Here is a 12,806-nt window from a genome sequence, read left to right as displayed (position 1 = left end):
TTTAAAGAGGTAATAATGATGAAGAAATTAGCTTTAGTAGCTGCAGGATTCGTATGCGCTGGACTTTTAGGGGCTTGTTCGAGTCAAGGAATGGCTACTTCCAATAAGAACATGAACCAACAAACAGCCAAAGCTGGGGCTAGGCAACCATCTGGCAAGAAAGTGAAGGATTTTAGCCTGCAAGGAGTGGATGGCAAGACCTACCGCTTATCCGATTACAAAGGGAAGAAAGTTTACCTCAAATTTTGGGCTTCCTGGTGCTCTATTTGCCTGTCGACATTAGAGGATACCAATGAGTTGGCAAAAGAAGAGGCAGGTAAGGATTATGTGGTTTTATCCGTTGTAGCTCCAACCTTTAATGGCGAAAAATCAGCAGCAGATTTCAAAAACTGGTACCAGTCTTTGGATTACAAGGATTTCCCAGTCTTGCTAGATAGTAAAGGGGAACTGCTCAAAGAATATGGGATTCGTTCTTATCCATCGGCGCTCTTTATCAATAGTGATGGGACTTTAGCAAAGAGTCATATTGGCTATATGAATAAAGAGGATATCCTCAAGACCCTAGAGAACATGCAGTAAGGAGATAGACAATGGAAACAAAATGGAAAGTGTTTGCTATCCTTCTCATTGGCTTGCTATCGATTGGTTTCTTTTTCTTTAGTAAGGGAGCAAACGGAATGGATCAATCAGAAACAAGCACTGAGATGATTAAAAAAGTATCGATGAGTCAGACTCCAGTAGCCAAAAAGGAAACAAATGAAACGGTTGATCCAAAGGATCATCGTGAAATTTATTTGGCTGGTGGTTGCTTCTGGGGCGTAGAGGAATATTTCTCCAGTGTTCCAGGTGTGATTGATGCCGTATCAGGCTATGCCAATGGAAAGGGAGAAACGACCAAGTATGAATTGGTCCCTCAAACAGGCCATGCTGAAACAGTTCACATCACCTACAATGTCAAGAAGGTATCTCTGAAAGAATTGCTCCTGCATTATTTCCGGATTATCGACCCAACGTCGAAGAATCGTCAAGGAAATGATCAAGGAACACAATACCGAACAGGTGTCTATTATGTCTCCCAAGAAGACCTTCCAACCATTAACCAAGTCTTTGAAGAAGAAGCAAAAAAATACGACAAACCGTTAGCAGTGGAAAAAGAGCCACTGACCAATTTCATCAAGGCTGAGGACTACCACCAGGATTATCTAAAGAAACATCCGAATGGGTACTGCCATATCGATGTCAATCAGGCTTCTTATCCTGTTATAGATGCTAGTCGCTATTCTAAGCCAAGCGATGAGGAGATCAAAAAGAAGTTATCTCCTGAAGAGTATGCGGTGACACAAAAAAATGATACCGAACGGGCCTTCTCCAATCGTTACTGGGATCAGTTTGATGCCGGTATTTATGTAGATGTCGTGACTGGTGAGCCGCTCTTTTCCTCTAAGGATAAATTTGATTCTGGTTGTGGTTGGCCGAGTTTCAGTCGACCTATTAGTCCTGATGTGGCCATCTATAAGGAGGATAAGAGTTTCAATATGACTCGGACAGAAGTTCGGAGCCGTGTAGGAAATTCTCATCTGGGCCATGTTTTTACCGATGGTCCCAAGGAAAAAGGCGGCCTTCGCTATTGCATCAATAGTTTGTCTATTACCTTCATTCCCAAAGCAGAAATGAAAGAAAAGGGCTACGGTTATTTAATGGACTACGTCTGAGACATTTGGAACCATAATTTGCTATAATAAGTATAGCAAAGACAAGTAGGTGAAAGACATGTATGCGATCATGATTGTGGAAGATGAAGAGCTTATCCGGCAGGGTCTGACTTCCTTAGTGGATTATGAACAGTTTGGAATGACCGTCATCAACCAGGCTAAAAATGGGCGTGAGGCTTGGGAGAAGTTTCAAGAGCAACCAGCCGATATCCTTCTAACCGATATCAATATGCCACAAATGAATGGCTTGGATCTGGCTCATCTCGTCAAAGAACAATCTCCGTCTTGCCATATCATTTTTTTGACAGGTTATGATGACTTTGAGTTTGCAAGGAAAGCCATCAAGTTAGGTGCAGATGATTATTTGCTGAAGCCTTTTTCAAAAGATGATATTGAAGAGATGTTAGCAAAGGTGAAAGGAAAACTTGATCAAGAGCGTAAGAAAGCGCAAGTCGAAGATTTGGTCAGTCAGGGTTATTCGACAGACTTGGAAGAAGCCATTCATGCTCGTTTAGCAGACTCTCAGTTAACTCTAAAGGATCTGGCCTATCAACTTGGTTTCAGTGCCTCGTATCTAAGTGTATTGATCAAGAAAAAATTGGGACTCCCCTTCCAAGACTACCTCATTCAAGAGCGAATGAAGAAGGCTCAACTCTTGCTTCTCACGACAGATTTAAAAATTTATGAGATCGCCGATCAGGTTGGTTTTGAAGATATGAACTATTTTTCTCAACGCTTTAAGCAGGTTGTTGGGGTGACACCAAGGCAGTACAAAAAAGGAGAGCATGAATGAAACGATATCCCTTGCTGATTCAGCTGGTCCTCTACTTTTTTCTCTTCATTCTCCTACTTTTTGGTCTTATTGGTGGTCTCTATTATCAAACGAGTTCAGGGACGATCCGCCAGCAAACAGAGCGGACGACAAGAAATAGTATCGATCAAAGCAGTCAGTTTATCACTTCCTATCTAAAAAAATTAAAGCAGACGACGACGGTGCTTAGCCAGGAACAGGCTGTTCGACAATTTGCCCAAGATAGGAGTGCGGATCAAGAAACGGTTCAACACCTGATGCGAACGATGATTGAAACGGATCCGGACTTGGTCTCAGCGGTCTTGGTGACCAAGGATGGACGTCTGGTAGCGACAGATTCCAAAATCAGCATGCAGACTTCTTCAGATATGATGAATGAAAGTTGGTATCAAGAGGCGATTAAAGAAAGAGCCATGCCAGTTTTGACGCCAGCTCGAAAGGAATCTTTGACTTCGGAAAAAGAAAAATGGGTGGTTTCTATTACCCAAGAAGTGGTCGATCAGACTGGCCAAAATCTCGGAGTAGTACGCTTGGATATTGGCTACGATAGCCTTCAGGCTTACTTGGATCACCTTCAACTAGGGAGACAAGGCTTTAGTTTTATCATTAATCAAAAGCATGAGTTTGTCTACCATCCTAAAAAGGCGGTCTATTCCTCCAGCCAAGAAATGCAGGCCATGCAGCCCTATATTGCTGTGACAGATGGCTATGCTAAAGGAGGACAGAATTTTATCTATCAGGTTCCGATTCCAGATAGCGATTGGACCTTGATTGGAGTGGCTTCACTTGAAGGACTTCAGATGCTGCAGTCGCAACTCCTGTACTCTTTCATTGGTCTAGGATTACTAGCTTTGATCATGTGTTTGATAGGGATCGGCTTTGTTCTGCGTTTGTGGATCAAACCCTTACAAGACCTTCAGACTATCATTTTGAGGATTGGAGCAGGAGATGCTCACGTGAGGGCTGCAGCCAAAGGATCTCCAGAATTGGTGGCCCTCGCTCAAGCGTTTAATGCCATGTTGGACCAAATCGATAACCTCATGCAACAGGTTAAGGAAGAGGAGCAGAACGCACGGCGGTACGAGTTGCGGGCACTTTCGGCTCAGATTAATCCGCATTTCCTCTACAATACCTTGGATACGATTGTCTGGATGGCGGAGTTTAATGATAGTCGGCGCGTGGTCGACATCACTAAGTCTCTGGCTCAATATTTTCGACTGGCTCTTAACCAAGGCCAGGAACAAATCCTACTGAGAGATGAAATCGACCATGTCCGCCAGTATCTTTTCATTCAAAAACAACGTTATGGTGAAAAGCTCAACTATGAAATTCTAGAAGATGAACGGTTGGGCGACTATCAGCTTCCGAAATTAGTGCTTCAGCCCTTAGTGGAAAATGCGATTTACCATGGCATTAAAGAGATCGATCGGCCAGGTCTCATTCGAGTGACAACTGAAGTCAGTGGAGACTACGCCTGCGTATCGATTTTTGACAATGGACGAGGGTTTGACCGATCAGGATCAACAGCCCAAACCCTTCTTCGTTTAGGAGGTGTTGGCTTGAAAAATGTGGACCAACGATTGCATCTTCAATTTGGCGAAGCCTATCATATGGAGATTGATTCTAAGGCAAATAGCTATACCAAAATTACTCTTTTTTTGCCACTTGCATCCGGCAATGAATATTCATAGAGGCTGGGACAAAAGTTCTAGCCTCTCAATTATTTTTGGATTGTCGAGCAAGACGCAGTGGTTGAGTGGGCTCTACTACGTTGATTTCATCAGCTTTTACAGCCCTACTCAACTGTGCGGAGGTGGGACGACGAAATCGAATTGTAACGAGTTACCGATTTCTATCCCACTCTCTTTTTGCTCTCAAAGGAATTTCGACTCTTTTCTAGTCAAATCTGACGCAAGTCATCAAATTTATGATAAAATAAAGTGTTACAGTAAATAGATTTTGATGAAGGAACACTATGCGAAAAGAGATTGACCCTGAATTATATAATTACAATAAATTTCCTGGACCTGTGTTTCGTCAGGTAGGAGACCAGATCCTTTCAGAAAACCTCTCCTTTGAGTTGTTAAAAAATGAAAAAGAAGCATTTGATGCGACTGTTTTTGGTCAGAGATTTTCTGAGATTTTAACCAAGTTTGATTACATTGTTGGTGATTGGAGCGATGAGCAGTTGCGCTTGCGTGGCTTTTATAAGGAAGAGCGCGATGTTGCAACGATGGATAAATTAAGTCGCTTAGACGATTATTTGTTAGAATATTGTAGCTATGGTTGTGCTTATTTTGTCCTTGAAAATAAGGAGCCCCATCGTGCTTCTTTTGATAAGAAATCACCGGTCAAAAAAGCTCAATCAGAAGAAAGAGAGCCGAAGAAGCGTTCGCGCAATCGCAAACAAAAAGATCGTTTCCAAAAACGAGAACGCGACAAGGGACAGTCAGCCAATAACTCGAAAAAAACAAGACCGTCTGCTGAGACCAAAAAAACAACGAAGACAGACAACAAACGTCATTTTGTGATTCGACAAAAAGAGGAGTAAGAAAGAATGAAACCATCCATTTATAGTTTAACACGCCAGGATATGATTGATTGGGCGGAAGAAAACGGCGAAAAGAAATTCCGTGCAGCACAAATCTGGGAATGGCTCTATCGCAAACGCGTCCAGTCCTTCGAAGAAATGACCAATCTATCCAAAGATTTGATTGCGAAGTTGAATGATCAGTTTGTCGTCAACCCACTCAAGCAACGGATCGTGCAAGAGTCAGCAGATGGAACGGTTAAGTATCTTTTTGAATTGCCAGACGGCATGTTGATTGAAACCGTCTTGATGCGTCAGCACTATGGCTTGTCAGTCTGTGTCACCACTCAGGTCGGATGCAATATCGGTTGTACCTTCTGTGCTTCTGGTTTGATCAAAAAACAACGCGATTTGAACAATGGTGAAATCGTGTCTCAAATCATGTTGGTCCAAAAATACTTTGACGAACGTGGCCAAGATGAACGAGTCAGCCATATCGTTGTCATGGGGATCGGAGAACCATTTGACAACTATAACAATGTCTTGAAATTTATCCGGACGGTCAACGATGACAAGGGATTAGCGATTGGTGCTCGCCATATTACCGTGTCAACTTCTGGTTTGGCTCATAAAATTCGTGATTTTGCAAATGAAGGTGTGCAGGTCAATTTAGCAGTGTCTCTTCATGCTCCAAACAATGACTTGCGCTCTAGCATCATGAAGATCAACCGGGCCTTTCCAATTGAAAAATTGTTTGCGGCGATTGAATACTATATTGAGACTACGAACCGTCGGGTGACCTTTGAGTACATCATGTTGAATGAAGTCAATGATGGAGTCGAGCAAGCCTTAGAGTTGGCAGAATTGCTCAAGAATATCAAGAAATTGTCTTATGTTAACTTGATTCCTTACAATCCTGTCAGTGAGCATGACCAATACAGCCGTAGTCCAAAAGAACGGGTCATGGCCTTCTATGATACCTTGAAAAAACAAGGTGTTAACTGTGTAGTGCGTCAAGAGCACGGTACAGATATTGACGCTGCCTGTGGCCAATTGCGTTCAAATACCATGAAACGGGATCGGGAGAAAGCGATTGTTGAACATGCGCAACCTTAAACAAGGGCTGATCGATCATACAGAACTAACAAAAAGAGGAAGAAGGCTGTTACGGAGTGGCAGCTTCTTCTATTTTATCCTCTTGTGTCTGATGTGTTTTTTGCCCCAACAGCCAGAGCCAGGTATGGAAACACCGGGTATTCAACATTTCGGTCGCATCGTCGTCCTGCTGGTTCCTCTTAATTCGGTGATGAATCTTGGCCAGATCACCAGTGCCCTCCAACTCATTAAGGTTATTCTCCAAAACGTAGCCAATATCTTTTTGTTAAGTCCGCTGGTCTTTCAACTCCTCTGGCTATGGCCCTGGTTGAGGAGTCGAAAACGGGTCTTGTGCTTCGGCTTTGCGATGAGCTTGTGGATTGAATGCAGCCAAGTTCTGTTAGACCTCTTGTATGATGCTAATCGTGTCTTTGAGCTAGATGATTTGTGGACCAATACCTTAGGCGCTTATCTAGCTTATCTAGGCTTTCAGTATTTCAGAGTACGATTGCTAGCAAAAAATGGGGAAATGTAAAATCCGAACATTTCAGCCGTTTTTTAAAATTTTTGTTGACAAAGTCAGAAGCGGGAGCTATAATAGCTTCAAGACATCAGAAAAGTAGAGATTTTTCTCACTTCCAGGGAGCTTGTGGTGATTGCGAACAAGCAGTGGTGAATCTTGAAATGGGCTGATGCGTTTATGATGATGAATTTGAAACAATAAAAATTCGGTGAGCACACCTTATCGTGCACCCTGTTGTTAGACAGGTCAGAGATGTAGGAGAAAGACTATTTTCCTACAATTGAGGTGGCACCGCGGTATCGAATCGTCCTCACACAGATTTTTCTGTGTGAGGTTTTTTGTATCTCAAAGGAACCCAGTGAGACTGCAGCTCAAAGGGCCAGCGAGAGAAAAAGATCATAAACAGGATTGAAGATATAGAAAAGAGGACACAATTATGACAGAAACAAAAGGCTATTTCGGACAATTTGGTGGATCTTTCGTACCAGAACCCATTCAAAACTTGCTCAATCAATTAGAGGAAACCTTTGAACAGTATAAAAATGACCCAGAATTTATTGCAGAATACAAACATTATTTGAAAGACTATTCTGGACGCGAAACACCGCTCTACTTTGCGGAAAGTTTGACAGAGCATTTAGGTGGGGCAAAAATTTATTTGAAGCGCGAAGACTTGAATCACCTAGGTTCGCATAAATTGAATAACGTTTTGGGGCAAATCCTCTTGGCTAAACGCATGGGCAAAACGCGCGTGATTGCTGAAACAGGAGCCGGTCAACACGGTGTAGCTACAGCAGCTGCGGCAGCTAAGTTTGGCATGGCCTGTGATGTCTACATGGGGGCAGAAGATGTGGAACGCCAACGCTTGAATGTCTTTCGCATGGAAATGATGGGGGCAACCGTCCATGCGGTTGAAACCGGTACTAAGACCTTGAAAGATGCCGTTGATGCGGCATTTGGAGCATGGATGGCGGATCTGGATGCCTTTTACGTTTTGGGTTCTGCTGTTGGCCCTCACCCTTACCCAACCATTGTGCATGAATTCCAAAAGGTGATCAGTGAAGAATCTAAACGTCAAATCTTGGAAAAAGAAGATCGTTTGCCGGATTATGTGATTGCCTGTGTCGGTGGTGGCTCTAATGCCATCGGTGCCTTTTCTGAGTATGTCGCAGAAGAGGAAGTCGGCTTGATTGGGGTTGAAGCTGCTGGTCATGGCTTGGATACCGATCAGCACGCAGCGACCATGACCAAAGGGACTATCGGTGTGGTTGATGGTATGAAGACCTATGCAGTCTTTGGCGAAGATGGAAAAGTAGCGCCAGTGTACTCGATCTCTGCTGGTTTGGACTACCCAGGGGTTGGTCCAGAGCATGCTTTCTTTAAAGATTCTGGTCGTGTCGAATATGTGGCTGCAACAGATGATGAAGCAGTAGAAGCTCTTCTTCTTCTCAGTAAGACAGAAGGGATCCTCCCAGCTATTGAAAGCTCACACGCGATTGCAGAAGCGGTCAAACGTGCTCCACAATTGGATAAAGACAAGATCATCATCATCAATGTTTCCGGACGTGGGGACAAGGATGTGGCTGCTATCGCCGATTATCTAGAAGCGAAGGCTGCAAAATAAAAAGAATTTATCTGCAAAACATCGTATAAAGCAGTAAAGCGTGATAACTGAGAAAGAGACAGGGAACAAAGGGAATCCGGTCTCTTTCTTTTTTGAGAGCAAATACGAGAATGCCTAAGATGGATGCGATCTGAATGAGAATGAGGATCTGGGTAGAAGAAAAGCTTAGCGAAAAGGTGGCGAGCAAGAGGAAATCTCCTGCTCCCATTCCGATAAAGAAAAAGTGAGCTCCGATCGCAAGGAGTAAAAAGACCAGCATGAGGAGATTACCACCGGATAAAAAGAGGACCAGGGCATGGAGACAGCACCAGATGAATAAAGGGTATTCCATAAAGCGAAGGTCATAGATGGCTAAAACGGCAGCTCCCAGTAGTGTTAGAAGTTGAGGCAGGGAAAGGTAACCATTGGCGCAGGCTAAAAAGAGCAGGCCACTCCAAACCTCAAAAAGGCAGTACCAAAATGGGTAGGGCTGATGACAGTAGCGACAGCGAAAGCGATGGAGTAGTTGCGAGATAATGGGGATGAGATCCCAAACTCCAAGGACGTGCTGACAGTGATCACAATGACTGCGAGGAGCGAGAATGGATTGGTTTGGGAAACGGTCGACAACTAGTCCCAAAAAAGAGGCGATGCAAGTACCGATGGTAAAAAAATAAAAGTTGATCATACTTATTTATTCGTAAAGCAATCGGAAAATTTCATCATTTGCTTGAAAATCTTGTAAAGCCTTTCTAAATTTGATACAATAATGAACATGAAAAACCTGTATGATGTTCAACAATTTTTAAAACGTTTTGGAATCATCATTTACGTAGGGAAGCGCCTCTATGACATCGAATTGATGAAAATTGAGCTTCAACGTCTTTATGATGCAGGCCTGATGGAGCGGCTCGATTATTTAGAAGCCGATACCGTTTTAAGAAGAGAACACAAGCAAGAATTAGAATTTTTGAAAAAGAGTGAGGTAGAGTGATGGGAAATATCATTGTTTGGTTGGCTATTTTAGGAGCATTTGGATGGATGGGGTTTAATTATTTCCGCATCCGTAAAGCTGCTAAATTTGTGGACAATGCAACCTTTGAAGAGCTGATTCGTAAAGGGCAGTTGATTGACTTGCGAGAGCCAGCTGAGTTTCATGCCAAGCATATTTTAGGAGCACGCAACATTCCTTCTACTCAGTTGAAGTTGAGTCTTGCAGCCTTGCGCAAAGATAAACCAATTTTGCTCTATGAAAATAGCCGTAGTTCGCGTGTAACCAATGCGGCTCTCTATCTTAAGAAACAGGGCTATACAGACATTTATGTCTTGTCTTATGGTCTCGATTCTTGGAATGGGAAAGTGAAAAAAGACGCTTAATAAAAAGAGCTCTAACTGCACAAAGTGTGTGGTTAGAGCTTTTTTATCTCGTTTTTTCAAGAAAATCTTTGACCCATGTGAGCTCCACCTCATTCAAAGGCCGACTTTCTCCAGGAGCTAACTGAGGATCCAAGGTGAAGGGACCAAAAGATAAGCGTTTTAAGGTCATTACTTTGACCCCAATGGCTAAAAACATCTTTTTCACTTGGTGGTATTTTCCTTCTGAGATTCGGACCTGGGCCTTGCTGTAGCTGGGGGTACTTTCTAGAATGGTCAAGGAAGCCGGCTTGCAGATAGGACCGTCTGTGAATGAAATCCCATTCTGAAATTGCTCGATGTGGGCTGCATAAAGCGGACCATTGACTTCTACCTCATAGACTTTCTCCACATGGTATTGAGGATGGAGCAATTGAAAGCCTAAGGGACCATTATCTGTGAGGAGGAGAAGACCACTGGTATCGCGATCGAGGCGACCAAGTGGATAGAGGTCTGGGTACTCTTGCTGGGGGTCCACTAGCTCGATCACCGTTAGATGGTGGGCGTCTCTTTTGGCGGTCACGGCTCCAATTGGTTTATGGAGCATGTAGTAGTGGTGACGCGGTTCTTGAATGATCCGTTCCCCGATTTGAATCTGTTGGAGTCCAGGGTCGATGTTTTGGGATAGCTTTTGAGCTGGTAGGTGATCGACCAAGATTTGCCTTCGGGCCAAAAGTTGTTTGATGTCTTTACGAGCGTACTGATGGTCTGCCATCAATTGATCTAATCTCATGGGAGCCTCTTTTTCTGAAATTCTTATCATCAGTGTATCATGAAAAGAAAAGGAAATCGAGTCAGAGAAAAGAAATGAAGATGAAAACATTTACAACTAGCTGAACTGTGTTTTTTAGATAGGACTGTGGTATAATTGTTCAGTTAGAAATATTATTTAAAATTTTATAGAGGAAATCATGACAAAATTAAGAGAAGATATTCGTAACGTTGCGATCATTGCCCACGTTGACCATGGTAAAACAACTTTGGTAGACGAATTGTTGAAACAATCGCACACCTTGGATGAACGTAAAGAATTGCAAGAACGTGCAATGGACTCAAACGATCTTGAAAAAGAACGTGGGATCACGATCCTTGCTAAAAATACAGCCGTTGCTTATAATGGAACTCGGATCAATATCATGGACACACCAGGACACGCGGACTTCGGTGGAGAAGTGGAACGGATCATGAAAATGGTTGACGGGGTTGTATTGGTCGTAGATGCCTACGAAGGAACTATGCCTCAGACTCGTTTCGTATTGAAAAAAGCCTTGGAACAAGACCTTGTGCCGATCGTTGTAGTTAATAAAATCGATAAGCCATCTGCTCGTCCAGCAGAAGTAGTAGACGAAGTCTTGGAACTCTTCATCGAGCTAGGTGCGGATGATGACCAGCTTGACTTCCCAGTTGTTTATGCATCAGCGATCAACGGAACATCATCCTTGTCAGATGATCCAGCAGATCAAGAAAAGACTATGGCGCCAATCTTTGATACCATTATCGACCACATCCCAGCTCCAGTTGATAACTCAGATGAGCCCCTTCAATTCCAAGTGTCTCTTCTTGACTACAATGACTTCGTTGGTCGTATCGGTATCGGACGTGTCTTCCGTGGTACAGTTAAGGTTGGGGACCAAGTTACCCTTTCTAAACTGGATGGTACAACTAAAAACTTCCGTGTGACCAAACTCTTTGGTTTCTTTGGTTTGGAACGTCGCGAGATTCAAGAAGCTAAAGCTGGTGACTTGATCGCTATTTCTGGTATGGAAGATATCTTCGTTGGAGAAACCATCACACCAACTGACGCAGTAGAAGCACTTCCAATCCTTCACATCGATGAGCCAACCCTTCAAATGACCTTCTTGGTCAACAACTCACCATTTGCAGGTCGGGAAGGGAAATGGGTGACCTCTCGTAAGGTCGAAGAACGCTTGCAAGCAGAATTGCAAACAGACGTCTCTCTTCGTGTTGACCCAACTGATTCACCTGATAAATGGACCGTTTCAGGACGTGGGGAATTGCACTTGTCTATCTTGATCGAAACCATGCGTCGTGAAGGATACGAATTGCAAGTGTCTCGTCCAGAAGTTATTATCAAGGAAATTGATGGTGTCCAATGTGAACCATTTGAGCGCGTACAAATCGACACACCAGAAGAATACCAAGGTTCTGTTATTCAAAGCCTTTCTGAGCGTAAGGGTGAAATGTTGGATATGGTTGCAACAGGTAACGGTCAAACTCGTTTGGTCTTCCTTGTTCCTGCGCGTGGTTTGATTGGATACTCAACAGAGTTCTTGTCAATGACACGTGGTTACGGAATCATGAACCACACCTTTGACCAATACTTGCCAGTGATTCCAGGAGAAATCGGTGGACGTCACCGTGGTGCTCTTGTTTCAATCGATAACGGAAAAGCAACCACTTACTCTATCATGTCTATCGAAGAACGTGGTACGATCTTTGTCAATCCAGGTACAGAAGTTTACGAAGGAATGATCATCGGGGAAAACTCTCGTGAGAACGACTTGACCGTAAACATTACGAAAGCAAAACAAATGACCAACGTTCGTTCAGCTACTAAGGACCAAACAGCGGTTATCAAGACTCCTCGTATCTTGACCTTGGAAGAATCTCTTGAGTTCTTGAACGACGATGAGTACATGGAAGTAACGCCTGAATCTATCCGTCTACGTAAACAAATCTTGAACAAAGCAGAACGCGAAAAAGCAAATAAAAAGAAAAAATCAGCAGCTGCTGAATAATACGGAAAGAAAGGAGAAACAAAATGGTCTATTTTATCTTAGGGATTTTGATTCTCCTTTTTTACCTTTTTATGACCCCAAAAAGTATTCGTGGTACCTTAAACAGTGTCACAATGGTGGTCTTGATCGTCTCCATTATCGTACTGACTTGTCTCGCCATTTTTCAGATATTCCAACTACCGTCTGAGTTTTTTGTCGGTGCCTTTCTCGCCTTTGTTGGCTACCTGGCTTTGGTGGATATTTCCAAAATGACGACCAAACAGAAAAAATAAACGCTGACGTGATTGAACTGCACCCCAAAAGTTAGACAGAAAAAAATCTAACTTTTGGGGTGTTTTTATTATGAAATTAACTTATGAA

At 43.1% G+C, this 12,806-nt stretch carries 14 protein-coding genes and 1 other annotated feature; of the genes, 12 read left to right on the top strand and 2 right to left on the bottom strand.

Annotation, left to right across the window (positions count from 1 at the left end):
• Positions 1-18 precede the first annotated feature (18 nt).
• From M1G14_RS09690 to trpB, 8 genes are all read left to right on the top strand, one after another.
• On the top strand, positions 19-579 hold the full coding sequence (locus M1G14_RS09690) for a TlpA disulfide reductase family protein (protein WP_042759839.1): 561 nt from the start codon (positions 19-21) through the stop codon (positions 577-579).
• Positions 580-590: 11 nt separating this feature from the next.
• On the top strand, positions 591-1,712 hold the full coding sequence (gene msrB / locus M1G14_RS09685) for a peptide-methionine (R)-S-oxide reductase MsrB (RefSeq protein ID WP_049474405.1): 1,122 nt from the start codon (positions 591-593) through the stop codon (positions 1,710-1,712).
• Positions 1,713-1,770: 58 nt separating this feature from the next.
• Positions 1,771-2,505, top strand: coding sequence for a response regulator transcription factor (locus tag M1G14_RS09680; RefSeq protein WP_024054871.1), 735 nt, complete (start codon positions 1,771-1,773; stop codon positions 2,503-2,505).
• On the top strand, positions 2,502-4,214 hold the full coding sequence (locus M1G14_RS09675; RefSeq protein WP_045759155.1) for a cache domain-containing sensor histidine kinase: 1,713 nt from the start codon (positions 2,502-2,504) through the stop codon (positions 4,212-4,214). Before M1G14_RS09680 ends, M1G14_RS09675 begins: the two co-directional genes overlap by 4 nt.
• Positions 4,215-4,498: 284 nt before the next feature.
• Positions 4,499-5,074 (top strand): YutD family protein, encoded by a 576-nt coding sequence (locus M1G14_RS09670; protein WP_247926546.1) that lies wholly within the window; start codon positions 4,499-4,501, stop codon positions 5,072-5,074.
• A gap of 6 nt (positions 5,075-5,080) precedes the next feature.
• Positions 5,081-6,169, top strand: coding sequence for a dual-specificity RNA methyltransferase RlmN (gene rlmN, locus M1G14_RS09665; protein WP_003005918.1), 1,089 nt, complete (start codon positions 5,081-5,083; stop codon positions 6,167-6,169).
• Entirely contained in the window at positions 6,156-6,683 is a 528-nt protein-coding gene (locus tag M1G14_RS09660) for a VanZ family protein (RefSeq protein ID WP_042760081.1), read from the top strand. Before rlmN ends, M1G14_RS09660 begins: the two co-directional genes overlap by 14 nt.
• A gap of 67 nt (positions 6,684-6,750) precedes the next feature.
• Positions 6,751-6,986: a binding site (T-box leader), on the top strand.
• 121 nt (positions 6,987-7,107) lie between these two features.
• On the top strand, positions 7,108-8,295 hold the full coding sequence (trpB, locus tag M1G14_RS09655) for a tryptophan synthase subunit beta (RefSeq protein WP_247920288.1): 1,188 nt from the start codon (positions 7,108-7,110) through the stop codon (positions 8,293-8,295).
• Between the two features lie 7 nt (positions 8,296-8,302).
• Here the strand turns inward: trpB and M1G14_RS09650 are convergent, their stop codons facing one another.
• The gene (locus tag M1G14_RS09650) at positions 8,303-8,962 is read right to left on the bottom strand and encodes a prepilin peptidase (RefSeq protein ID WP_247920287.1); all 660 of its coding nucleotides are present in this window, start codon (positions 8,960-8,962) and stop codon (positions 8,303-8,305) included.
• A gap of 87 nt (positions 8,963-9,049) precedes the next feature.
• Here M1G14_RS09650 and M1G14_RS09645 point away from each other — a divergent pair, with 87 nt between their 5' ends.
• Together M1G14_RS09645 and M1G14_RS09640 are read left to right on the top strand one after the other, a co-directional pair.
• Complete coding sequence (locus tag M1G14_RS09645; RefSeq protein ID WP_003017930.1) at positions 9,050-9,268, top strand: YqgQ family protein; 219 nt, start codon at positions 9,050-9,052, stop codon at positions 9,266-9,268.
• Positions 9,268-9,651: a rhodanese-like domain-containing protein gene (locus tag M1G14_RS09640; RefSeq protein ID WP_195486998.1), complete on the top strand. Its 384-nt coding sequence runs from the start codon at positions 9,268-9,270 to the stop codon at positions 9,649-9,651. Before M1G14_RS09645 ends, M1G14_RS09640 begins: the two co-directional genes overlap by 1 nt.
• A 43-nt stretch (positions 9,652-9,694) precedes the next feature.
• Here M1G14_RS09640 and M1G14_RS09635 read toward each other — a convergent pair whose 3' ends face one another.
• Positions 9,695-10,420, bottom strand: a complete 726-nt coding sequence (locus M1G14_RS09635) for a 16S rRNA pseudouridine(516) synthase (RefSeq protein ID WP_247920285.1) — start codon at positions 10,418-10,420, stop codon at positions 9,695-9,697.
• 178 nt (positions 10,421-10,598) lie between these two features.
• Here M1G14_RS09635 and typA point away from each other — a divergent pair, with 178 nt between their 5' ends.
• Positions 10,599-12,446: a translational GTPase TypA gene (typA, locus tag M1G14_RS09630; protein ID WP_247920284.1), complete on the top strand. Its 1,848-nt coding sequence runs from the start codon at positions 10,599-10,601 to the stop codon at positions 12,444-12,446.
• 23 nt (positions 12,447-12,469) lie between these two features.
• Complete coding sequence (locus M1G14_RS09625) at positions 12,470-12,718, top strand: DUF3165 family protein (RefSeq protein WP_004219693.1); 249 nt, start codon at positions 12,470-12,472, stop codon at positions 12,716-12,718.
• Positions 12,719-12,806 lie beyond the last annotated feature (88 nt).

The organism is Streptococcus parasanguinis (genome assembly GCF_023109675.1).
GTDB classification, from domain to species: domain Bacteria; phylum Bacillota; class Bacilli; order Lactobacillales; family Streptococcaceae; genus Streptococcus; species Streptococcus parasanguinis_I.
Note: the sequence above shows the minus strand (reverse complement) of the source record. Positions and strands in the feature narration are given on the sequence as shown.